20 protein-coding genes and 3 rRNA genes are annotated in these 22,541 nt (G+C 45.6%); 11 read left to right on the top strand and 12 right to left on the bottom strand.

Translation table 11 applies throughout. The features are described 5' to 3' along the window. Nucleotides 1-19: 19 nt before the first annotated feature. Genes J8N69_RS17085 through J8N69_RS15630 form a run of 5 tightly spaced genes read left to right on the top strand, consistent with a single transcriptional unit; the run spans nucleotide 20 to nucleotide 3,233 of the window. Entirely contained in the window at nucleotides 20-415 is a 396-nt protein-coding gene (locus tag J8N69_RS17085; RefSeq protein ID WP_229426386.1) for a prepilin peptidase, read from the top strand. 3 nt (nucleotides 416-418) lie between these two features. Next, the gene (coaE, locus tag J8N69_RS15645; RefSeq protein ID WP_168826952.1) at nucleotides 419-1,027 is read left to right on the top strand and encodes a dephospho-CoA kinase; all 609 of its coding nucleotides are present in this window, start codon (nucleotides 419-421) and stop codon (nucleotides 1,025-1,027) included. 46 nt (nucleotides 1,028-1,073) lie between these two features. Beyond that, on the top strand, nucleotides 1,074-1,298 hold the full coding sequence (locus J8N69_RS15640; protein WP_168826954.1) for a DNA gyrase inhibitor YacG: 225 nt from the start codon (nucleotides 1,074-1,076) through the stop codon (nucleotides 1,296-1,298). Between the two features lie 26 nt (nucleotides 1,299-1,324). Then, nucleotides 1,325-2,536, top strand: coding sequence for a response regulator (locus tag J8N69_RS15635; RefSeq protein ID WP_168826956.1), 1,212 nt, complete (start codon nucleotides 1,325-1,327; stop codon nucleotides 2,534-2,536). A 1-nt stretch (nucleotide 2,537) separates the two neighbouring features. Next, nucleotides 2,538-3,233 carry a sensor histidine kinase gene (locus J8N69_RS15630; RefSeq protein WP_168826958.1) on the top strand — a complete coding sequence of 232 codons (696 nt, stop codon included), beginning with the start codon at nucleotides 2,538-2,540 and terminating at the stop codon, nucleotides 3,231-3,233. Between the two features lie 66 nt (nucleotides 3,234-3,299). On the opposite strand, the gene J8N69_RS15625 is transcribed toward J8N69_RS15630, so the two are convergent. From J8N69_RS15625 to gorA, 9 genes are all read right to left on the bottom strand, one after another. Beyond that, nucleotides 3,300-3,920 (bottom strand): GntR family transcriptional regulator, encoded by a 621-nt coding sequence (locus J8N69_RS15625; protein WP_168826960.1) that lies wholly within the window; start codon nucleotides 3,918-3,920, stop codon nucleotides 3,300-3,302. Nucleotides 3,921-3,932: 12 nt separating this feature from the next. Next, nucleotides 3,933-5,105: a benzoate/H(+) symporter BenE family transporter gene (locus J8N69_RS15620; protein ID WP_168826962.1), complete on the bottom strand. Its 1,173-nt coding sequence runs from the start codon at nucleotides 5,103-5,105 to the stop codon at nucleotides 3,933-3,935. Nucleotides 5,106-5,263: 158 nt separating this feature from the next. Further along, the gene (locus J8N69_RS15615) at nucleotides 5,264-5,977 is read right to left on the bottom strand and encodes a ZIP family metal transporter (protein WP_168826964.1); all 714 of its coding nucleotides are present in this window, start codon (nucleotides 5,975-5,977) and stop codon (nucleotides 5,264-5,266) included. A 117-nt stretch (nucleotides 5,978-6,094) separates the two neighbouring features. Further along, entirely contained in the window at nucleotides 6,095-6,868 is a 774-nt protein-coding gene (gene ehuA, locus J8N69_RS15610; RefSeq protein WP_211085165.1) for an ectoine/hydroxyectoine ABC transporter ATP-binding protein EhuA, read from the bottom strand. Beyond that, nucleotides 6,865-7,542 carry an ectoine/hydroxyectoine ABC transporter permease subunit EhuD gene (gene ehuD, locus J8N69_RS15605; RefSeq protein ID WP_211085167.1) on the bottom strand — a complete coding sequence of 226 codons (678 nt, stop codon included), beginning with the start codon at nucleotides 7,540-7,542 and terminating at the stop codon, nucleotides 6,865-6,867. The genes ehuA and ehuD overlap by 4 nt, the downstream gene beginning before the upstream one ends. Then, nucleotides 7,539-8,201: an ectoine/hydroxyectoine ABC transporter permease subunit EhuC gene (gene ehuC / locus J8N69_RS15600; protein WP_168826966.1), complete on the bottom strand. Its 663-nt coding sequence runs from the start codon at nucleotides 8,199-8,201 to the stop codon at nucleotides 7,539-7,541. The genes ehuD and ehuC overlap by 4 nt, the downstream gene beginning before the upstream one ends. A gap of 17 nt (nucleotides 8,202-8,218) precedes the next feature. Continuing rightward, nucleotides 8,219-9,067, bottom strand: a complete 849-nt coding sequence (gene ehuB / locus J8N69_RS15595) for an ectoine/hydroxyectoine ABC transporter substrate-binding protein EhuB (protein WP_168826968.1) — start codon at nucleotides 9,065-9,067, stop codon at nucleotides 8,219-8,221. A gap of 234 nt (nucleotides 9,068-9,301) precedes the next feature. Further along, nucleotides 9,302-10,777, bottom strand: coding sequence for an aminoacyl-histidine dipeptidase (locus J8N69_RS15590; RefSeq protein WP_168826970.1), 1,476 nt, complete (start codon nucleotides 10,775-10,777; stop codon nucleotides 9,302-9,304). Between the two features lie 175 nt (nucleotides 10,778-10,952). Beyond that, entirely contained in the window at nucleotides 10,953-12,329 is a 1,377-nt protein-coding gene (gorA, locus tag J8N69_RS15585) for a glutathione-disulfide reductase (protein ID WP_168826972.1), read from the bottom strand. 220 nt (nucleotides 12,330-12,549) lie between these two features. Between gorA and xthA the strand changes: the two genes are divergently transcribed. The 6 genes from xthA (at nucleotide 12,550) to J8N69_RS15555 (ending at nucleotide 16,752) form a co-directional block, all read left to right on the top strand. After that, nucleotides 12,550-13,365, top strand: a complete 816-nt coding sequence (gene xthA / locus J8N69_RS15580; protein ID WP_168826974.1) for an exodeoxyribonuclease III — start codon at nucleotides 12,550-12,552, stop codon at nucleotides 13,363-13,365. A gap of 167 nt (nucleotides 13,366-13,532) precedes the next feature. Next, nucleotides 13,533-13,850 (top strand): ArsR/SmtB family transcription factor, encoded by a 318-nt coding sequence (locus J8N69_RS15575; RefSeq protein WP_227803916.1) that lies wholly within the window; start codon nucleotides 13,533-13,535, stop codon nucleotides 13,848-13,850. A gap of 115 nt (nucleotides 13,851-13,965) precedes the next feature. After that, nucleotides 13,966-14,625 carry a 7-cyano-7-deazaguanine synthase QueC gene (gene queC, locus J8N69_RS15570; RefSeq protein ID WP_168826982.1) on the top strand — a complete coding sequence of 220 codons (660 nt, stop codon included), beginning with the start codon at nucleotides 13,966-13,968 and terminating at the stop codon, nucleotides 14,623-14,625. 153 nt (nucleotides 14,626-14,778) lie between these two features. Further along, a complete protein-coding gene (gene queE / locus J8N69_RS15565; RefSeq protein ID WP_168826984.1) occupies nucleotides 14,779-15,429 on the top strand; it encodes a 7-carboxy-7-deazaguanine synthase in 651 nt (216 codons plus the stop codon). Between the two features lie 40 nt (nucleotides 15,430-15,469). Then, on the top strand, nucleotides 15,470-15,973 hold the full coding sequence (locus J8N69_RS15560) for a peptidylprolyl isomerase (protein WP_168826986.1): 504 nt from the start codon (nucleotides 15,470-15,472) through the stop codon (nucleotides 15,971-15,973). Then, nucleotides 15,973-16,752: a UDP-2,3-diacylglucosamine diphosphatase gene (locus J8N69_RS15555; RefSeq protein ID WP_168826988.1), complete on the top strand. Its 780-nt coding sequence runs from the start codon at nucleotides 15,973-15,975 to the stop codon at nucleotides 16,750-16,752. Before J8N69_RS15560 ends, J8N69_RS15555 begins: the two co-directional genes overlap by 1 nt. Before the next feature lie 669 nt (nucleotides 16,753-17,421). On the opposite strand, the gene rrf is transcribed toward J8N69_RS15555, so the two are convergent. The 3 genes from rrf to J8N69_RS15540 all read right to left on the bottom strand — a co-directional run bounded on the left by rrf (nucleotide 17,422) and on the right by J8N69_RS15540 (nucleotide 22,523). Then, nucleotides 17,422-17,536, bottom strand: a 5S ribosomal RNA gene (gene rrf / locus J8N69_RS15550). 206 nt (nucleotides 17,537-17,742) lie between these two features. Then, nucleotides 17,743-20,641: ribosomal RNA gene (locus J8N69_RS15545) — 23S ribosomal RNA — on the bottom strand. Nucleotides 20,642-20,985: 344 nt separating this feature from the next. Beyond that, nucleotides 20,986-22,523: ribosomal RNA gene (locus J8N69_RS15540) — 16S ribosomal RNA — on the bottom strand. The 16S, 23S and 5S rRNA genes sit together here, the layout of an rRNA operon. Nucleotides 22,524-22,541: the final 18 nt, after the last annotated feature.

Here is a 22,541-nt window from a genome sequence, read left to right as displayed (position 1 = left end):
CACCTTACTAACATTACTGATGAGCAGCTTACTCACAGCCGCCGCTATCGACGTTACCCATCATTTAATTCCAGATGAGTGCAATGGCATTATTGTCCTTTGTGGACTGCTGTTAAGTTTGGACAAAAACACCCTAGAAAGCAGTGTGTTAGGCATGATAGTTGGCTACAGCCTTATCTTCATTGTTGCTATTGTTTACCAAAAAATAAGAGGCAAAGAAGGCATAGGATTAGGCGACGCAAAACTTCTTGCAGGGCTTGGAGCCTGGTTAGGAATAGAATGCATTCCAACACTACTACTCGGTGCAAGTAGTCTCGGAATCTTATACACTATTGCCCTAAATAAAGGGTTTTCTAGGTACATTGCCTTTGGCCCTTGCTTAATTTTTTCCAGTATAATGATGTTTTATTGGTAAACTATGACAGACCTTCCTCCTATAATTGGCATTGCTGGTGGCATCGGCTCAGGCAAAAGTACCATTGCGAAGTGCTTTAATGACATAGGCATTCAAAGCGTGGATGCTGACGATGTTGCTAGACTTGTCGTTGAACCAGGCACTGACTGCCTAAGAAAAATCCACCAGCGCCATGGTAACGACATACTATTGCAAGACGGCACATTAAACCGGCGAGCACTTCGTGACATTATCTTTAACGACCCCAAGGAAAGAGTTTGGCTAGAAGCGTTGACGCACCCAGCGATCAGAGCAGCCATCAAAACGCAACTCAACGCCATCACTTCAAAATATGGCCTACTTGTTCATCCATTGTTATTCGAAACGAAGCAAGAGACACTATGCCAACTGGTCGTTGCCATTGATGTTCCGACTAGTACACAGCTTAATAGGGTCATGAATAGAGATCATATTACTCAAGAAAGCGCTCAAAAAATCATCGCGACACAGTTGAGCAACAAGGAGCGTATTAAGAGGGCCCAGCTCGTCTTGGAAAATTCTGGTAATATTGACGAAATGAATGCTAAAGTCTTTAAATTGCACCAAAAAATATTAGAGACACTATCACTTTAGAGCCACTATCATTTTTTAGAGCCACTATCATTTTAGAGCCATTATCATGCAAAATAATAACGCTGCAACCTTGGTTGCCTGCCCCACTTGCCACACAAAAACCCCGTGGTCTACAGAGAATATAGACCGACCTTTTTGTAGTCCTAGATGCAAATTGATTGACTTGGGAGCATGGGCGAGCGAATCCTATTCTATTCCCCAGCAGACCTCAGAAGAGGAAGAAATCTTTTCAGAAGACCTCATCATTGACCCTAATAAATCCTTTTTATAATGGCTAGACATGGAATGTAATAATCTATGGCACAACAAGACTTTTCACAGAAAAAAGCCCTACTCATAGAAGATATGGCAGAGGCACGAATCATGCAGCGAAAAATGCTAACGGATTTTGGTTTTACCTCTATCGACATTGCCATGAAAGCCGAAACCGCCATTGAGCTTCTGAAAAATAAGTCCTTTGATGTCATTTTGTCTGATTACAACCTTGGCAATGGCAAAGATGGGCAACAGCTGTTAGAAGAAATAAGGCACGCTAAACTGATTCCCAATACCGCAACCTATTTGATGGTAACCGCTGAAACATCGATTGAAATGGTTATGGGGGCGATTGAGTATCAGCCAGATGGCTACATCACAAAGCCTTTTTCACAAGCAGTCTTGCAACGACGACTCAGTAAATTATTGGAAACAAAGGAAAAATTGTACGACGTCAATATTGCACTTGATGCCAATAACTATGAAGACGCCATCTCTGCTGCAAAAAAAATCATGAAAAAACATCCGTCCCTTACTGGTAAATGTGAAAGGATCATCGGCGAAAGCCTTCTAGAAACCCAACAATACCAAAAAGCACTCTCACTTTTTAATAAAACGCTCAAAAGTCGAAAAATGCCTTGGGCGTTGTTTGGTAAAGCCAAATCTTATTTTTTAATGGGTGAGCTAGAAAAAGCAGAACAAAATTTTCGCCAACTGATGCTAGACAATCGTTTTTTTGTGAGTGCATACGACTGGCTTGCAAAAATACAAGTTACTCAGGGAAAAACACAAGACGCGCAAGCCACCTTAATTGAAGCCATTGGCAAATCGCCCAAAAATATTCTACGACAAATACAACTGGGTGATATCAGCCTATCATTGAAGGATTACATCACCGCAGAAATGGCCTACCGACGCGCAGTGTTCTTGGCAAAATATTCTTGTTACAACACAGCAGAAGTGTATCTTAAACATTTAGAATCGCTTGCTAGAATCTCAGACAGCGGCGCTCTGTTGACGCGTCAAAAAGACAATTTTGACAGCACCCTTAAAAAAGTACACCAATCCTTTTTTGAAGACCAAAATAACAAAGCCAAAACCTACAGCTACGAAATAGACGTTTATTTAGCGGATAGCGACACATCAACCGCTAAGCAAGTATTTCAGGCATGGCTCAGTGAAGCCAAATCTGGCCACTCTACGGCGCCAACTAGAGAGCAAAATGCCACTTATGCAAAAGCTTTTGGAGGCTAGAATGAACAAAATAAACATCAGCACCATTCTGGCCAGCGCAATACATGAAAGCAAAAATCAGGTAGGCACCCTATTATATCAACTGCAAGGCCTCAAAGATGCCATTGGCAGTCAAGATCACGCCAACCAAAAAAAGATTGTTCTTATTGAAGAGTCCCTAAAAAAACTGAATGATGAATGGGTCGAATACCTTTATCTCTATAAGCTCGCATCAGATGGTTACGACCTACATGTCGATACTTTTTTACTTGATGAATTTCTAGATGATCAAGTCTTTGCTTTATTACCGTCAGCCAATGCAAAAAGCCTAGAACTAACATACGCTTGCGAGCCCAATCTAATGGGCACATTTGACGAACGCCTCATGACGGCCGTGGTGAGCACAGCGGTTTATAATGCACTACGCTTTGCAAAATCGAAGATTATAATTAGCGCAAAAAAAATCAACACACAACAAGGAATTCCACTCCTTGTTATTGCAATAGAAGATGATGGCGACGGCTTCAAGCTTACAGATGACCAGCCCGAAGAGTTTCTTGAAGGCAACACCGGCTTAGGACTGTATTTTGCTGAGTTATCAGCCATTGCTCACAATGCCAATAACACACAAGGTTTCATCGAAAAAGGCACTTCCGTGTTACTAGGTGGCGCATGCCTTAGCATTTACCTACCCCAATCTACCCATGAAAACAGTTAACACCTAGCCATTAAAATATTTACTGGATTATTGTTTAAAGCATTGAACAAAGACTCAACCTCACTATCAGGCATTCGCTTTCAAATAGTCGGCCAATAATGCCCCGGCCTCTTCAATGTGTTGTCTCAATAACACAAGGGCCGCGCATTTATCTTTCTTTTCAATCAGTAACAGCAGCGCCTCATGCTGATTCTGACTTTCCGTCCGATACCCTAAAGGGCCATACTGAAACCCTAAGTAGCGCACAGCCTGTTTATTTAGCCCTTCCACAACTCGCTGCAGGGTTGGTCGATCAGCCGCCCGATACAAAGCCTGATGAAAACGCCAATTAAGTTCTCCTCGATGGATCAAGGCTACGTTTTCTTGGTCGAGTTCAGACAAAATACGCCTTGCTTCGATGATATCGTCTGCTTGAATACGGCTAAACGCCATACCGAACAACAAACATTCCAACTCAGCTCGCATAAGGCAAAGGTCTTCCGCCTCTTTCCAATCTAAGTCCGGAATCATCACACCAACTTTACCGTGAGAAACCAGCCACCCTTCTGCTTTTAACGACCGCAACGCATCCCTAATGGGGATTCGGCTGACACCATAACGAACAGAAAGAGTGGTTTGCCGCAGCGGAACACCCCGTGGTAACAGACTCTTTACTATATCTTCTTTTATGCTTTGACTAATATCCATCAACTGGCCTGCTTATTTCAGTTTAATATTAGAGAGCAAAAGACAAATAACACCAAATAAAAGCCCCCAAAAAGCAGACGCGATACCACCAAATGACACTCCTGATACCGTGACTAAAAATGTCACCAAAGCCGCCTCGCGATTTGAGTCATCTACCATGGCATTTTTTAAGTTTATCCCTATGGTTCCTAACAATGCGATACCCGCCAAGGCCGCAATCATGGTCGCTGGAAAAATCGAAAATAAGGCCACAACCGACGCCCCAGCCACTCCAGCCAAGCCATAAAAAATACCCGCTGCAAGCCCTGCAATATAGCGCCGCTTAGGGTCTTTATGGCACTCTTCACCGGAGCAAATCGCCGCCGTAATAGCTGCCAAGTTAAAAGCAAAACCACCCAAAGGCGCCAAGATAATAGAAGTAAAACCGGTCCAGCTAATCAAAGGCGACACTGGTGTTTGATAGCCACTACTGCGCATTACCGCGACACCAGGGATATTCTGTGACGTCATTGTCACAATATACAAGGGCACACCAATGCCAATCAAAGCGCTAAGATTCCATTCAGGCCAAACCCAAACAAATCCCCCTACGTCAAAAGGAATGTCCAACATGAGAGATTCATCAGACCGCACTAGTACAATTGCCACCCCCACCACCAAAACAAATAGCACAGAATAACGCGGCACAAAACGCTTACAGACCAAATACGTCAGCGACATCACCCCGACAAGGAAAACATCACTCATCATAGAATCAAAAATAGCGAGGCCGAACTGAAACAACACACCAGCCAACATAGCGCAAGCAAGCGGCAAAGGAACTAAACGCATGACTTTATCAAAGAGACCAGAGGCACCAGTAAGCAGTGTCAGTAGGCCAGCGAAAACAAAAACACCAATCGCCTCAGCATAACTAATGGTTCCCAAGCTGGTTGCTAGCAATGCCGCACCAGGCGTCGACCAAGCAGTAATAACAGGTGATCGATACCACAGAGAAAGGAAAAAACAGGTCGCCCCCATCCCAAAACCCAGCGCCATAATCCAAGACACTATCGTATTAGAATCAGCACCAGCGGCTTGTGCCGCTTGGAATACAATGGCAACGGAACTGGCAAAACCAATGAGCACGGCCACAAAACCTGCCACCAGCGCACTTAAACTCATATCATTTAAAATTCTAAGCACCACTCTACTTCCTTGAAAAAGGTAAAAGAGTGCTAACTATATTTCAAATAAATATATTTTTGTATACATTTTTCACGAGATAGCTATAGAACCCTCCGATTATAAGAGCCCTCTAATCATCAGAGCCCTTTAAATCATAAAAAAACGCTCAGTATTTACTACTGGGTCAGCATGTAGCCAATCAATCCCAGCGAGAATCCCATTACGGCCCCCATTGGTGGCGCCCAATGTTTTTCCAAAGCAACGCGAGGAGCAATATCCTGAAAGACCGCGTATAAAATCCCCCCCGAAGCAAACAACATCACTCCCGACACGACAGAGGGCCATTCAGACAACCAAAGATACGCCACAACACCCGACACCGGGCCGCATAATGCCAATATTAAAAACCACAAAATGATTTTCCATGGATGATAAGGAGAAGAGGCTTTCAATTCTCGAAAAGCATTAAACCCTTCCGGTAAGTTTTGCATGGCAATCAACATTGCGAGCAACACAGCATCAACGCTACCCAAAGCAAATGCCGCGCCCAAGGCCAAGGATTCAGGAATAAAATCAGACAGCATCGCCACCAGCTGACTCACAGAGGTTTGGTTTTTGGATAGGTAAATATCCAGCCACATGAACGCTATCCCACCCGACAAAAACAGCACAGCGGCAGACCAAGTAGAAAAATGCACTATGCCTTCAGGCACCAGCACCAAAGCAATCGCTGACAGCAATGCACCAGCGCCAAAAGCGGTGACACCATGCATTAGTTCATTCTCTAACCAAATGGGCCTAATTTTCTCAAAGTGCGCGATCAACGCACCCACTGGCATGGCCAATCCCGCAAACAAGGTCAACACAATAACACTATACAAGGGCGACATCTTTCTAATACTCCATTTAATACTGGGCCATTATCGGTGCAGAGTAAGCATTTTGTCACGCCCAGAAAAAAGGCGTCTTATCGACGCCTTATTCGTATATTTTTTAAGTCTAAGCGACTATTGACCAAGATAAGCATTTAGAAAGGCTTTTGTTCGTTCTTCTTTTGGTTGAGTAAAAATAACCTCTGGCTTCCCTTCCTCCACGATGGCGCCGTTATCGAAAAAACAAACTCGATCACTAATTTCACGCGCAAAATACATTTCATGCGTCACCAATAACATGGTAAAGCTTTCTTCTTTCACGAGATTGCGAATGACATCCAATACTTCGTCAACCAATTCAGGATCAAGTGCCGAGGTAATTTCATCCAACAGCAAAATAGAAGGCTTCATCGCTAAAGCACGCGCAATGCCTACTCGCTGTTTCTGACCGCCAGACAAATCATTCGGATAACTATCCGCTTTATCCGCCAAACCAACCAGTTTTAATAATTTCTCAGCAAATTCTTCCGCTTCTTTACGAGCAATACCTTTAACCCGCATGGGTGCTTCAGTGATATTACGCTTCACTGTCATATGTGGGAACAAGTTGAAATGCTGGAAAACCATACCAAGATGATGACGCATTTTATGCAGGTGCTTATTGTTAGCTGGCACATATTGTCCCTGCCAAGGCATGTGCCAAAGCGACTCCCCTGCCACATTAATGTAGCCACCATCAATGCCTTCTAACGTCATCAAAATACGCAATAACGTACTTTTACCAGAGCCACTTGGCCCGATGATAGAAACAATTTCATTCTCTTCTACTGTGAAATTAAAGTCGCTAAAGATGACGGTCTCACCAAAGCACTTTTTAACATTCTTAAACTCAATAATTGGCGCACTCATTTCAAACTAAATCCTTCTTTTGGAAAACGTTTTTCAACCTGATGAATACCGTAGGCGGCGACAATACTAAACACGAGATACAGAATCCCCACTAAAGTAAACGGTTCTAGATAGCGGAAATTTTCTGAGCCAATGATCTTAGCGATTTGTAACATTTCCAAGAGCGTAATCGCCGAAAGCTGAGGCGTCTCTTTAAACATCGCAATAATATAATTCCCTGTTGCGGGAATCATAGGACGGATGGCTTGAGGCAAAACAATGTCTTTGTAGGTATCAATAAGCGATAAATTCAGCGCTCTCGCCGCTTCCCACTGTCCCTTTTCAATACCATCGATACCGCTACGGAACACTTCTGATAAATACGCGCCATAGTGAAGGCCGAGTGCAAATACCCCTGTTGCGAGAGGCGACAAACTAATACCAAACTCAGGCATCACGTAATACAAAAAGAAAATCTGTACTAGCAAGGGGGTACTTCGAATAAATTCGACGATCCAGTACACACCGATACGCAATGGCCGGTTTTTGCTACGACGAAGCAAAGCGAATACGAGGCCCATAAAAATAGCAAAAATACTCCCCAACAATGTCGCCAGCAATGTCACTTTCGCGGCAGACAAAATCATCGGAAGCACTTCCCACGTAAATGCCCAATCCCATTCAAACCCAATCATGAATCAATACCTCCACGACCTAAGCCTTTGCCAAGGTGTTTTTCTAAGCGTCTTATGAAAAACACCAAACATTGAGCGATTACAAAGTAAAACAGCAAGACAACACCGAATATCTCACCTACTTGTAATGTGGTATCCGCTAGAGACTTCGCCCTAAAGGTCAAATCACCAATGGTAATCAAAGATACTAATGACGTTGCCTTCACCAACTCAATCGTCAGGTTTCCAAAAGGGGGAATCATATTCACCAGTGCTTGCGGCATCATAATGCGCCACAAACGCTGTGAAGGAGTGAAGTTAAGAGCAATCGACGCTTCATACTGTCCTTTTGGCACCGCTTGAATTGCCCCGCGCACAACTTCTGTACCGTAAGAACCAATATTCAAACCCAAGGCCACCACGGCGGCAGTCATCGCATCGATAGAAATACCAAAAAATGGCAATACAAAATATATCCAATACAACTGAATTAACGCGGAAGTGCCGCGAAAAAACTCAATATAAACAATGGCTATTTGCTTAAAAGGCGCTGGTGCATAAAGGCGAATCAAGCCAAAGCTAAACGCCATTAACGCTGCAAGAGGCAACGCCATGGCCACAATTTTAATGGTGACCATGGCTCCCTGGAGCAATACGGAGACAATTTCTCCTAATTCCATGAGTTATTTCCCCAGTGTTATTGGCACAATTCTTTCGCTGTCATACCACCTGGCGAAGTGTGTTTACCAAAGCCATAAGGCTCGATCATGGCAATATGATCTTTGGTATCAACAAAGCTTCCAATCTCTTCATTAAACGCATCACGTAGAGCGGTATCGGCAGGGCGGAAACCAAAGCCACCATAGCCCTTAATCGCCTCGCCTTTGATCATCAAGTCTTCAAAAGGCTGAGCCAACTCAACACGATCGTCTTTTTGCCCTAAAGAAGCCATAGTTAAGCTCGTACCAGCAAGCGCATCGATACGGCCAGACTTAAGCGCAGCAACACCAGATGGGTAATCCGGTAACGTCACTACTTTGCTCATATCAATACCGAAATCACGCGCATAACCGTATTCTACCGCACCCGACATCACGCCCAATTTCACGGATTTGTTTTTAATATCACCATAACCATTTAGCCCTTCTGGGTTGCCATTTTTCACCAAGAAGCCTTCACCAATACTGTATGTTGGATTAGAAAACAGGATTTGCTCACAACGCTTTGGAGTGATGTACATACCCGCAGCAATAACATCAAAACGCCCAGCTCGTAAACCAGGAATCAAAGAACCGAACTCGGTTACCACAACGTTTACGTCATCAACACCCAGCTCATTTAAAATATGAACCGCAATACTTGGCGCTTCACCAGCTGGCTCTCCATCTGCTGTGGTGTAGCCATAGGGCACTTCATTCGCTACCCCAATCGTCACGGTACCTTCGTCTTTTATTTTGTCCAATGTGTTTGCTGATGCCGCCACGGAAAAAAGCGCCATCGAAAAACTAATTAGAGATATAATATATCTACCAAATACTTTATTCATAATAAACCTCATTTTTGCTATGAAAATTGACAAAACTCCCTTTAACCCTAAATAAAATTCAACAAATGTTCAAGAACAATTTAGATATGTAACCATTACATCACTTACAATAACAACTTGAAATAAAATGATTAATTAAGATAAGAAGACAATAAAACGCAGATAATAGCGGAGCAGCAACAACGCAAAAAATACCAGGTTATCTGGTATTTTTTAGGGGGGGAGAGTTTAGTGTTATTTCGCCTTTGGCGCTGATTCTAACAAGGCGATCAGTAAGCGCCAGAAGTCTGCCACAGAATCAATTTCCATGCGTTCCGTTGGTGAATGCGCGCCACGGATATTCGGGCCAAAAGACACCATTTCCATACCGGGGTATTTTGCCCCTATGATGCCGCATTCTAGGCCGGCATGAATAACTTTCACATTGGCGTCGTGACCCATCACATCGGTGTGAACCGTTAAGAAGTGCTTAAGCAAGCCAGCCTTCGGATCGGGACGCCAGCCTGGGTAGCCGTTTTCTAATGTCACCTCAGCTTGAATCAATGAAAACGCAGCTTTCGCCACATAAGCAAGATGCTCGACGGCGGAATCAACAAGAGAACGTACCAACAAGCAAGCATCAAATACTTTTTTACCGTCTATCGAGTTGCGAAGATTAATCACGCCAAAGTTACAGGAGGTTTCAGTCACACCGTCCAAATCCGCACTCATGCGATGAACGCCATGAGGCGCGCAATACATGGCGTTTAGTAAGGCGTCTTTGTCGCTGGCTGCCAATTCAGAATCCAATTCCGTCGCGCCTAACGTCACTTTCAGATTTTCTTCTGTCGCGGAAAACTCCGCTTGTGTGGTTTTTTCGAACTCGGCAACAAAAGCAAACAGTTTGGCTTGGTCTTTGTCATTGACGTTAATAGTGGCGATGGCATCTCGTGAAATAGCGTTACGCAATGTGCCGCCACTGAACGAGCTTAAGCCAAAATCACAGCGTTTTTTTAATAGGTTTAACAAACGAACGATCAAAACGTTTGCACTGGCACGACCTTTATGGATGTCCAAGCCAGAATGCCCGCCACGCAAGCCCGATACGGTAATCTTAAAGGCCTTCTTATTACCGTCCGCAGCTGTTGCCGAATAGTGTTTTTTAATATTGATGTCCATACCACCCGCGCAACCAATGTAAACATCGCCACGGTCTTCAGAGTCCAAATTCAGTAGAATCTTGCCTTTTAAAATGCCTTCTTCAAGCTGCAAAGCCCCCCGTAAACTGGTTTCTTCTTCAATGGTAAATAAAGCTTCAATGGGACCATGGGCTAAATCAGTCGACTCCAATACCGCCATGGCGGCGGCAACGCCAATGCCATTATCAGCTCCGAGCGTTGTTCCGGTGGCATGCACCCAACCATCGATCACTTGCGTGACGATTGGATCCTTGGTGAAGTCATGGTCAATGCCGACGTTCTTTTGCGCTACCATGTCTAAATGACCTTGCAGAACCACGGTTTCCCTGTCTTCCATGCCTTTACTGGCGGCTTTGCGAATTAACAGATTGCCCGCAGGGTCAACATAAGCCTGATGACCTAACTCGGTCGCCCATTGAATCAGATGCTCTCTTAATGCGGCTTCATGGTAGGACGGGCGCGGTGTATTACACAGTGTTTGGAAATGGCGCCAAATCGCAGTGGGTTGTAACCTCGTTAGTACTTCGTTCATGTCTGTCTCTTTATTGTATTAAGTGCTTATTGCAAGTGTTAGCAACAGTAAAGAAGACATTAAATAGTGGCAATCGAAATTAAGACTACGCTGATAGAGAAAACGCATTAAAAAGGCGCTCGTAAGCGCCTTTTTAACAAAAATCAGCCATCCGCCTGAAGCGGAAAACCTTAAATTATTTTCGAGCTTTTAAGGCCCCTGCTGAGAAGGTAACAAATTCTTCGGCGCTGGTTGGGTGAACCCCTACTGTGTCATCGAAATCCGCTTTGGTTGCGCCTGCTTTTATTGCAATGCCTAAGCCTTGGATAATCTCACCAGAGTAATCGCCCACCATGTGAGCGCCAATCACTTTATCGTCCGCGTTATTCACCAATAGCTTCATCAAGGAGCGCGATGTGCTGCCACTCAATGTATGTTTCATCGGACGGAAGTCTGTTTGATAGACGCGAAAGTCTAGACCCCGCTTTTCCGCTTCTTGTTCGCTTAAACCCACGGTGCCAATGGCGGGTTGGCTAAAAACAGCGGTTGGAATATTGTCATAATCAAAGTCCACTTCTTTGCCTTCAAACCAGTAGGCAATCAGCGCCATGGCTTCTTTTATCGCCACTGGGGTTAATTGAATACGATCTGTCACATCACCGAGCGCAAAAACACTTTTTGCTGAGGTGGTGAAGTTGCGATCAATGATCACTGCGCCATTTTTGCCCGTTTCAACACCCGCTTTTTCAAGCTCCAGCGAAGCGACATTCGGTACGCGACCCGTTGCGTAGAGAATCAAACCGAACTCTTCTGAATGACCGTCTTTAAAATACACGCTTCGAGCGCCTTTAGGGTGACCAGCATCAACCAATTCAATGCGTTCAACGTCTGTATTCAAACGCACATCAATGCCAGACTTTTTATATTCTTCGCTGGCGAAATCGCGGACATCTTGATCGAAACCACGCAGCAATTGATCGCCACGATAAGCAAGACTTGTTTCAACCCCTAAGCCATTCAAAATACCCGCAAACTCCACGGCAATATAGCCGCCACCAACTACCAGGGCTTTTTTAGGCAGTTCTTCTAAGAAGAACATCTCATTCGAGCTAACGACTAAATCACTGCCTTGAAACTCAGGAATAAAAGGCTTAGCGCCCACAGCAATCAAAATACGTTCTGCGGTGAAGGTTTTGCCATCCACCATCACGGTATGCGCATCCACAAAGCTCGCATAACCAGAAATAACCTCTACCCCGGCATTACCAAGCAGATTGCCGTAGATGCCGTTTAAGCGTTGAATTTCCTTGGTTTTATTATCTCGTAACACGGACCAATTAAACTCAACACCTTGATGAGACCAACCAAAACCGGCCGCTTCATCAAAGCCATGACCATATTCTGCACCATACACAAATAACTTTTTCGGCACACAACCAATATTTACGCAGGTTCCACCTAGCGCACTGCCTTCAGCAACGGCGACTTTATAGCCTTTAGATGCCGCAACACGGCTAGCACGAACGCCACCTGAACCGGCGCCAATCACAAATAAATCATACTGATAAGACATTATTAGTCTCCAATGTTAGTTCATTAAAACAATGTGCAGAGTGTAACAGGGCGATGAAGAGATGTTAAAAAAATCCCGTTATGATCGTCATCAAAAAAGCACTACCGCCCTTATAAGGGAAAAGCCGACATCAATACCACAAACCAATCCAACATTAACTACTTTATGGACTTGCAACATCTAGGTATCATTAAGCAAATTCGTCAAACAAGGAATTCTCGTGAAATTTGTCTCTTTTAATATCAATGGTTTACGTGCTCGACCACATCAAATAGAAGCATTAGTTGAAAAACATGCACCAGACGTCATTGGCTTGCAAGAAATTAAGGTTCACGACGACGCCTTTCCTCACGAGATTCCTGAATCTATTGGCTATCATGCTTATTATTACGGACAAAAGTCTCACTATGGCGTGGCGATTTTTAGCAAGCAAGCTGCCACTAAGGTGGAATACGGCTTTCCTGGAGATGAAGAAGATGCTCAGCGTCGCATGATCATTGCCACATTTGATACGCCACAAGGCCCAGTCAAAGTACTTAATGGTTATTTCCCTCAAGGCGAAAGCCGTGATCATGAAACCAAGTTCCCAGCCAAGCGCAAATTTTATGCAGACTTAATGCAATACCTTGCCGTTCACTCTCCTGATGAAAAAATCATTGTCATGGGCGATATTAATATTTCCCCAACCGATTTAGACATCGGCATTGGCGAGCCAAATGCAAAGCGCTGGCTTAAGTCTGGGAAGTGCAGTTTTTTACCAGAAGAAAGAGAATGGTTTACGACACTAGCAAGTTGGGGGTTAACGGATACTTATCGCCAACTTAACCCAACAAAAAACGATCGTTTTAGTTGGTTTGACTATCGCTCAAAAGGCTTTGACGACACGCCCAAACGTGGTTTGAGAATTGATGTTATTATGGCCTCGAATGGACTAACGCCTTATTTAAAAGACTCTGATGTGGATTATGATTTACGCGGGATTGAAAAGCCTTCAGATCACGCCCCAATTTGGACAACGTTTGCACTCGAAAAGTAAGGCCATCAGGCGAGAAGCTGTATGAGAAATGACCAGCCTCTCGCCTGATTGATAAGCGTTGCTATTAATCACATCTACCCCCAGATTTATCCACAGACAATGTGGATGGTTTTCTTTTTCCCGCTAGTAAAGTGGGCCCATAACATAGGTGAGCACGAGATAAACCGATGAAAAATAAACAAGCCACAATGGACAACATGTTGCAACAGTCATCACAAGCCGCGGCATTTCTAAAAGCGCTTAGTAATGAAAATCGCCTCATGATTTTATGCTATCTAGTGGAGCAAGAATTGTCCGTTACCGCTCTTAATGACAAACTTCCTTTGAGCCAATCGGCCCTCTCACAACATCTGGCCATTTTAAGGAAAGACGGCTTAGTCAGCACGCGAAGAGAATCACAAACCATTTATTACAGCCTTGGAGACGTCAGAGTAAAAGAGCTTATTCATACGTTACACGGCTTATTTTGTGCCCGCGAATCCTAGTGTGCAACGCCCAAAAAACTTTCTATCCCTCTTGAAGCCATCTGCTATACTCCGCATTTTAATAACCTTGCCTATTACTGATCATTAATAGCAAGAACGAAACGAGGAAAGCAAGATGCCAGAAAAAGCGGTCGTAGTATATTCAGGCGGAATGGATTCCTTTACCGTTTTAAATACAGCCATTCAAAATGGACTCGATGTGTATGCCTTGTCTTTTAACTACGGGCAAAAACACCACAAGGAATTAGACGTCGCCGCACAAGTCTGTCGTGATTTGGGAATTTCTCATAAGATTGTCGATATTACCGCCATTAACAGCTTAATGGCCAATTCCTCGCTCACTGGCGACACCGAGATTCCAGAAGGTCACTATGAAGGAGACAACATGAAATCCACCGTTGTCCCAAACCGCAATATGGTCTTGCTTTCTATGGCAATTGCCTATGCTGTCTCTTTAGAAGCTGGCAAAGTGTATTACGGCGCCCATTCTGGAGATCATCACATTTACCCAGATTGCCGGCCAGAATTTGTCGAAGCCATGAACGCCGTATCAAAAATTGCTAACTATCAAGCGGTAGAAATCGTCACGCCTTTTTTGCATTCATCCAAAGGCGAGATTTTAAACGCTGGCTTGACGATGAATCTCAACTACGCCAATACATGGACATGTTACAATGGTCGCGCACAATCTTGCGGTAAATGTGGCGCTTGCCATGAACGCTTAGAGGCCTTTGCCGAGCAAGGCAAAACAGACCCATTACAATACGAAGTCTAATACGCGTATTAGACAAATAACTCATTTAATTTTAGTGTTGTTTTCGTTCTAGATTGCTTTTGTTCCACAAATCACCAATCTACTCGCTAAATTTCCAACTAAAGTTATAACTCTTACCTCGACTGTTTTTCGAGATGTAACAGGTGTAACCCAATGTACTCGATTAAAGAAGCCTTTTATTCATTACAAGGTGAAGGCGCTCATGCTGGACGCCCTGCACTATTTTGTCGTTTTACCGGCTGCAACTTATGGTCTGGTCTGGAAAAAACACGGGCAAAATCCGAATGCCAGTTCTGTGATACTGACTTTATCGGTACCGATGGCCAACATGGCGGAAAATTTAACACCGCCACACAATTACGCACCCATATCGATACGCTTTGGCCAGCAGGCCAAGGGCATAAATACGTTGTTTTTACCGGCGGCGAACCCGCACTGCAACTTGACGATGAGCTCATCGCCGAAATGAAACATCATGGCTACACCATTGCCATTGAAACCAATGGCACCATAGCATTACCAAACGGGATTGACTGGGTATGTGTTAGCCCTAAAACCGCTAAGCCTTTAGTCGTCAACAAAGGCGACGAACTAAAATTGGTGTATCCGCAATCGCATCTCTCACCGGGTCTGTTTGAATCATTGGATTTCACGCATTTTTACTTGCAACCTATGGATCAAAGTCATTTGACAGCAGATCAAATTCCACTCATTGACACCCAGCAAGTCACTTTACACTATTGTTTATCGAATCCGCGGTGGCGTCTTAGCTTACAAACACATAAAATGCTCAACATTGATTAGATAAACTCAACTTAGCAATTAACTAAACAAGGAATCTTAAATGATCATTCTACACACAAACTACGGCGACATTCACGTTGAACTAGATTACGAAAAAGCGCCAAAATCAGCGAAAAACTTCGAAGACTATGTCACATCTGGTTTTTATGATGGCGTTATTTTCCACCGTGTCATTAATGGTTTCATGGTTCAAGGTGGTGGTTTTGAGCCTGGCATGACACAAAAAGAATCTCGTACAGCCATCGAAAACGAAGCTGACAATGGCCTTAAAAACGAAATTGGCACACTGGCGATGGCTCGCACCATGGACCCACATTCTGCTTCAGCACAGTTCTTCATTAACGTGGCAGACAACAGCTTCCTAAACCACCGCAGCAAAACGCCAGACGGTTGGGGCTACGCAGTATTTGCTAAAGTGACGGCCGGTATGGACGTTGTGAACAAAATCAAAGAAGTGAAAACCACCATGAAATCAGGACATCAAGACGTTCCTGCTGAAGACGTTATCATTGAAAGTGCTGAACTAGTAAAAAGCGAAGGCTAATGATCCGTTATTTCATTTCAGACTTGCATTTAAATGACAAACGCCCGGATCTTATCCGGGCATTTGTCCAACTGAGCAAAGCGCTTATTGCCCGTGATGAAAAAGCCGAACTCTATATTCTGGGGGATTTTTATGAAGCGTGGATCGGAGATGATTATCAGGCAGATTGGAACACTCAAATAGAAGAGGCCTTGGCGGCATTGTCTCAATCGGGAATCGGCCTATATTTTTTACATGGCAACCGAGACTTCCTAATCGGCAAAGCTTGGATCAAGCGTGTTGGGGCCACACTTATTCAAGAGCAAACCCTATTGTCTCTCGACGCGGGCCCAATACTCTTGACCCACGGCGATGAATACTGTTTAGAAGACACCGAGTATCAAGCCTTCAGAAAAACCGTGCGCTCTCCTGCATGGCAAGAACATATTCTCGCCATGCCATTGCAACAACGTATCGCCTTGGCAGCGCAACTGCGTAATGATAGTAAGTCGATGGCATCAACAAAGTCCACAGCTATCATGGACGTCACAACCTCAGCCGTTACCGACTCCTTAGCCCAACATCACTGCAACACCGTGATACATGGACACACCCACCGGCCTAATGTTCATAAAGATGAGCACTATCAGCGCTTTGTATTAGGTGACTGGGATGACTTCATTTGGCTCGCTAGTATTGAAGGTTACACTTACACTCAATACAAAGCGTCCGTAGCGAATTTCTTGCAACACGGATTCGATGGATTCGAAAATATCCACCAAGAAGACTTATTACCATAGTAATCTGTCCTAATGGATTTCCGCCTTCGAAATTGTCGCTAAACTAAACGACTTCCGCCGATCTTGTAGGTCGCGATTCATCCTGAAAAAATAACATGCCGACAAAAAAACTCACCTCGACAAATTATGCCTTGTCGGGCTAAAGCCACGACCTACAAAAAAACAATATAATCAACCTACTATAGGCTAACACCTGATAACGGTCGTCCCTCCCTCATCAGGCCTACAAAACGCATCCAACCTTCTCGGAAATGATGTGAGTTACTAGTCTTGGTGTTGGATTTCCGCCTTCAAGGGTGTCGCTAAACGACTTCCGCCGATCTTGTAGGTCGCGATTTATTCTTAAAAAATAACATGCCGACAAAAACTCACCTCGACAAATTACGCCTTGTCGGGCTAAAGCCACGACCTACAAAAAAACAATATAAATCAACCTATTACAGGCTAAATAACGTCACACGCCTGATAACGGTCGTGCCTCCCTCATCAGGCCTACAAAACCTATCCAACCTGCGCAAAAGCTCGTCTTGGTGTTGGATTCGCGCTGACGCGTTGAGCCCGCGAAACAGGCGCAAGCGAATGGAACATCAAGGCGAGTGTGTTTCTGATTTTTCTACAGACGAAAAAAAGCCCTGACAGGATAACCTATCAGGGCTTTCTTAATGTAAAGCTTGACGACGACCTACTCTCACATGGGATCTCCCACACTACCATCGGCGATGGCGCTTTTCACTTCTGAGTTCGGGATGGGATCAGGTGGTTCAACGCCTCTATGATCGTCAAGCAATTCTGTTGCGTTCGTTCTGGCTGGACTTTTCGTCTCACCAAAACACGCGAAGACGTGCTTGGATCTTTAACAATTCTGTTTTGAAATAACAATAATCAAGTATTAAACCGATGCTCATCATGACTGATGCGTTATCGTAATCTGTGTCTCTATGTGTTTACTGTTCGACTTTCGTCGAGTCAGCAAAACCACTTTGGTGTTATATGGTCAAGCCTCACGAGCAATTAGTATTGGTTAGCTCAATGCCTCACAGCACTTACACACCCAACCTATCAACGTCCTAGTCTCGAACGGCTCTTTAGGGGACTTATGTCCCAGTGAGATCTTATCTTAAGGGAGGCTTCCCGCTTAGATGCTTTCAGCGGTTATCCCGTCCGAACATAGCTACCCGGCAATGCCACTGGCGTGACAACCGGAACACCAGAGGTTCGTCCACTCCGGTCCTCTCGTACTAGGAGCAGCTCCTCTCAAATCTCAAACGTCCACGGCAGATAGGGACCGAACTGTCTCACGACGTTCTAAACCCAGCTCGCGTACCACTTTAAATGGCGAACAGCCATACCCTTGGGACCGGCTTCAGCCCCAGGATGTGATGAGCCGACATCGAGGTGCCAAACACCGCCGTCGATGTGAACTCTTGGGCGGTATCAGCCTGTTATCCCCGGAGTACCTTTTATCCGTTGAGCGATGGCCCTTCCATACAGAACCACCGGATCACTAAGACCTACTTTCGTACCTGCTCGACGTGTCTGTCTCGCAGTTAAGCGTGCTTTTGCCTTTACACTCTATGCATGATTTCCGACCATGCTGAGCACACCTTCGTGCTCCTCCGTTACTCTTTGGGAGGAGACCGCCCCAGTCAAACTACCCACCACACAGTGTCCTCGATCCGGATAACGGACCTGAGTTAGAACCTCAAACATACCAGGGTGGTATTTCAAGAGTGGCTCCACGGTAACTGGCGTCACCGCTTCAAAGCCTCCCACCTATCCTACACAAGTAGGTTCAAAGTTCACTGTGAAGCTATAGTAAAGGTTCACGGGGTCTTTCCGTCTAGCCGCGGATACACAGCATCTTCACTGCGATTTCAATTTCACTGAGTCTCGGGTGGAGACAGTGTGGCCATCGTTACGCCATTCGTGCAGGTCGGAACTTACCCGACAAGGAATTTCGCTACCTTAGGACCGTTATAGTTACGGCCGCCGTTTACTTGGGCTTCGATCAAGAGCTTCGCTTGCGCTAACCCCATCAATTAACCTTCAAGCACCGGGCAGGCGTCACACCCTATACGTCCACTTTCGTGTTTGCAGAGTGCTGTGTTTTTAATAAACAGTCGCAGCCACCTGGTATCTTCGACCGACTGGTGCTTACGGGGCAAGCCCTTCACACTGGCCGGCGTACCTTCTCCCGAAGTTACGGTACCATTTTGCCTAGTTCCTTCACCCGAGTTCTCTCAAGCGCCTTGGTATTCTCTACCTGACCACCTGTGTCGGTTTGGGGTACGGTCAATGTATATCTGACGCTTAGAAGTTTTTCCTGGAAGCATGGCATCAACCACTTCGCCCAAAAGAGGGCTCGTCATCAGTTCTCGACATCCTCTCTTAAAGAGTGACCCGGATTTGCCTAAGTCACTTGCCTACCGCCTTAAACACAGACAACCATCGCTGTGCTGGCCTAGCCTTCTCCGTCTCTCCATCGCAATATACATCGGTACAGGAATATTAACCTGTTTTCCATCGACTACGCATTTCTGCCTCGCCTTAGGGGCCGACTCACCCTGCCCTGATTAACATGGGACAGGAAACCTTGGTCTTCCGGCGGGGGAGTTTTTCACTCCCCTTATCGTTACTCATGTCAACATTCGCACTTCTGATACCTCCAGCCTGCCTTACAGCTTGACCTTCAACGGCTTACAGAACGCTCCTCTACCATGCCTAGTAAACTAAGCATCCGTAGCTTCGGTGGCCAGTTTGAGCCCCGTTATATCTTCCGCGCAGGCCGACTCGACTAGTGAGCTATTACGCTTTCTTTAAAGGATGGCTGCTTCTAAGCCAACCTCCTAGCTGTCTAAGCCTTCCCACATCGTTTCCCACTTAACTGGCACTTGGGGACCTTAGCTGACGGTCTGGGTTGTTTCCCTTTCCACGACGGACGTTAGCACCCGCCGTGTGTCTCCCGTAATTGCACTCATTGGTATTCGGAGTTTGCATGGGGTTGGTAAGTCGGGATGACCCCCTAGCCCAAACAGTGCTCTACCCCCAATGGTGAGATACGAGGCGCTACCTAAATAGCTTTCGAGGAGAACCAGCTATCTCCGAGCTTGATTAGCCTTTCACTCCTATCCACAAGTCATCCCCAGCCTTTTCAACGGATGTGGGTTCGGTCCTCCAGTTGATGTTACTCAACCTTCAACCTGCTCATGGATAGATCGCCCGGTTTCGGGTCTATTCCCAGCAACTAAACGCCCTATTAAGACTCGGTTTCCCTACGGCTCCACTAATCGCTTAACCTTGCTACTGAAAATAAGTCGTTGACCCATTATACAAAAGGTACGCAGTCACGGAACAAGTCCGCTCCCACTGCTTGTACGTACACGGTTTCAGGATCTATTTCACTCCCCTCACAGGGGTTCTTTTCGCCTTTCCCTCACGGTACTGGTTCACTATCGGTCAGTCAGGAGTATTTAGCCTTGGAGGATGGTCCCCCCATATTCAGACAGGATAACACGTGTCCCGTCCTACTCGTTTTCATCATTAAGGTGTTTTCGTATACGGGGCTATCACCCTCTATCGCGGCACTTTCCAGAGCCTTCTACTAACACCAAAATCACTTAAGGGCTAATCCCCTTTCGCTCGCCGCTACTTAGGGAATCTCGGTTGATTTCTTTTCCTCCGGGTACTTAGATGTTTCAGTTCCCCGGGTTCGCCTCCTCACAGCTATGTATTCACTGTGGGATACTCTACAAGTAGAGTGGGTTTCCCCATTCGGACATGTTCGGATCACAGCCTGTTTATCGACTCCCCGAACCTTTTCGCAGATTACCACGTCCTTCATCGCCTCTGACTGCCAAGGCATCCACCGTGCACGCTTGGTCACTTGACCATATAACCCAAAGTAGTCTCATGCCGAAGCATTCACTAACATCAGATCACATACCAAAGAGCTTTTGTACCTCTCTGGATTTACGATAATAGAAGTCACTAAGCTGTTATCCTTAAAGAATAAGAGCAAGTGAACTTCCACCGGTTTAACACTTGATTTATCGTTATTTCAAAATTCGAATTGTTAAAGAGCAAGTTTAGTGCAAAGCACTAAGTCAGAGACTAAAAATCATCCAATACAATTAAATGTAAGATGCTTAGCGTCTTGCTTAATACTTTGTGCTAATGCTTTTAAGATAGGTATCAGATAATTTGTGTGAACGCTCACCAGAGCCTTCTATCGTTTAAGGAGGTGATCCAGCCCCAGGTTCCCCTAGGGCTACCTTGTTACGACTTCACCCCAGTCATTGACCACTCCGTGGTAAGCGTCCCCCTTGCGGTTAGACTACCTACTTCTGGAGCAATCAACTCCCATGGTGTGACGGGCGGTGTGTACAAGGCCCGGGAACGTATTCACCGTGACATTCTGATTCACGATTACTAGCGATTCCGACTTCATGGAGTCGAGTTGCAGACTCCAATCCGGACTACGACGTACTTTCTGGGATTCGCTCACTATCGCTAGCTCGCTGCCCTCTGTATACGCCATTGTAGCACGTGTGTAGCCCTACTCGTAAGGGCCATGATGACTTGACGTCGTCCCCACCTTCCTCCGGTTTGTCACCGGCAGTCTCCTTAAAGTTCCCACCCGAAGTGCTGGCAAATAAGGATAAGGGTTGCGCTCGTTACGGGACTTAACCCAACATTTCACAACACGAGCTGACGACAGCCATGCAGCACCTGTCTCACAGTTCCCGAAGGCACCATCTGATCTCTCAAATGTTCTGTGGATGTCAAGAGTAGGTAAGGTTCTTCGCGTTGCGTCGAATTAAACCACATGCTCCACCGCTTGTGCGGGCCCCCGTCAATTCATTTGAGTTTTAACCTTGCGGCCGTACTCCCCAGGCGGTCTACTTATTGCGTTAGCTGCGCCACTAAGTCATTACAACCCAACGGCTAGTAGACATCGTTTACGGCGTGGACTACCAGGGTATCTAATCCTGTTTGCTCCCCACGCTTTCGCACCTCAGTGTCAGTATTAGTCCAGGGTGTCGCCTTCGCCACTGATGTTCCTTCCTATATCTACGCATTTCACCGCTACACAGGAAATTCCACACCCCTCTACCATACTCTAGCTAGCCAGTATCGGGTGCCATTCCAAGGTTGAGCCCTGGGATTTCACATCCGACTTAACAAACCACCTACGCGCGCTTTACGCCCAGTAATTCCGATTAACGCTTGCACCCTCTGTATTACCGCGGCTGCTGGCACAGAGTTAGCCGGTGCTTCTTCTGGGGCTAACGTCAAAACATTTGGATATTAGCCAAACGCCCTTCCTCACCCCTGAAAGTGCTTTACAACCCTAAGGCCTTCTTCACACACGCGGCATGGCTGGATCAGGCTTGCGCCCATTGTCCAATATTCCCCACTGCTGCCTCCCGTAGGAGTCTGGGCCGTGTCTCAGTCCCAGTGTGACTGGCCATCCTCTCAGACCAGTTAAAGATCGTCGCCTTGGTAGGCCTTTACCCTACCAACTAGCTAATCTTACGCAGGCTCATCTAATAGCGGAAGGTCACAAGTGATCCCCTCCTTTCCCCCTCAGGGTGTATGCGGTATTAGCATGCGTTTCCACATGTTGTCCCCCTCTACTAGGCAGATTCCTACGCGTTACTCACCCGTCCGCCGCTCGTCAGCAGGAGCAAGCTCCCCTGTTACCGCTCGACTTGCATGTGTTAAGCCTGCCGCCAGCGTTCAATCTGAGCCATGATCAAACTCTTCAGTTAAAAAAGCTTGCTTACTCA

The sequence above is a fragment of the Marinomonas profundi genome, assembly GCF_020694005.1.
In the GTDB taxonomy this organism is placed as follows: Bacteria; Pseudomonadota; Gammaproteobacteria; order Pseudomonadales; family Marinomonadaceae; genus Marinomonas; species Marinomonas profundi.
The sequence above is the reverse complement of the archived record's forward strand: the minus strand, read 5'-3'. Positions and strand labels throughout refer to the sequence as shown.

What these genes read in the sequence shown, in the direction of transcription:
- J8N69_RS17085 (WP_229426386.1), top strand. Translation starts at nt 20, where the DNA reads ATGAGCAGCTTACTCACAGCCGCCGCTATCGACGTTACCCATCATTTA.
- coaE (WP_168826952.1), top strand. Translation starts at nt 419, where the DNA reads ATGACAGACCTTCCTCCTATAATTGGCATTGCTGGTGGCATCGGCTCA.
- J8N69_RS15640 (WP_168826954.1), top strand. Translation starts at nt 1,074, where the DNA reads ATGCAAAATAATAACGCTGCAACCTTGGTTGCCTGCCCCACTTGCCAC.
- J8N69_RS15635 (WP_168826956.1), top strand. Translation starts at nt 1,325, where the DNA reads ATGGCACAACAAGACTTTTCACAGAAAAAAGCCCTACTCATAGAAGAT.
- J8N69_RS15630 (WP_168826958.1), top strand. Translation starts at nt 2,538, where the DNA reads ATGAACAAAATAAACATCAGCACCATTCTGGCCAGCGCAATACATGAA.
- J8N69_RS15625 (WP_168826960.1), bottom strand. Translation starts at nt 3,920, where the DNA reads ATGGATATTAGTCAAAGCATAAAAGAAGATATAGTAAAGAGTCTGTTA.
- J8N69_RS15615 (WP_168826964.1), bottom strand. Translation starts at nt 5,977, where the DNA reads ATGTCGCCCTTGTATAGTGTTATTGTGTTGACCTTGTTTGCGGGATTG.
- ehuA (WP_211085165.1), bottom strand. Translation starts at nt 6,868, where the DNA reads ATGAGTGCGCCAATTATTGAGTTTAAGAATGTTAAAAAGTGCTTTGGT.
- ehuD (WP_211085167.1), bottom strand. Translation starts at nt 7,542, where the DNA reads ATGATTGGGTTTGAATGGGATTGGGCATTTACGTGGGAAGTGCTTCCG.
- ehuC (WP_168826966.1), bottom strand. Translation starts at nt 8,201, where the DNA reads ATGGAATTAGGAGAAATTGTCTCCGTATTGCTCCAGGGAGCCATGGTC.
- ehuB (WP_168826968.1), bottom strand. Translation starts at nt 9,067, where the DNA reads ATGAATAAAGTATTTGGTAGATATATTATATCTCTAATTAGTTTTTCG.
- J8N69_RS15590 (WP_168826970.1), bottom strand. Translation starts at nt 10,777, where the DNA reads ATGAACGAAGTACTAACGAGGTTACAACCCACTGCGATTTGGCGCCAT.
- gorA (WP_168826972.1), bottom strand. Translation starts at nt 12,329, where the DNA reads ATGTCTTATCAGTATGATTTATTTGTGATTGGCGCCGGTTCAGGTGGC.
- J8N69_RS15575 (WP_227803916.1), top strand. Translation starts at nt 13,533, where the DNA reads ATGAAAAATAAACAAGCCACAATGGACAACATGTTGCAACAGTCATCA.
- queC (WP_168826982.1), top strand. Translation starts at nt 13,966, where the DNA reads ATGCCAGAAAAAGCGGTCGTAGTATATTCAGGCGGAATGGATTCCTTT.
- queE (WP_168826984.1), top strand. Translation starts at nt 14,779, where the DNA reads ATGTACTCGATTAAAGAAGCCTTTTATTCATTACAAGGTGAAGGCGCT.
- J8N69_RS15560 (WP_168826986.1), top strand. Translation starts at nt 15,470, where the DNA reads ATGATCATTCTACACACAAACTACGGCGACATTCACGTTGAACTAGAT.
- J8N69_RS15555 (WP_168826988.1), top strand. Translation starts at nt 15,973, where the DNA reads ATGATCCGTTATTTCATTTCAGACTTGCATTTAAATGACAAACGCCCG.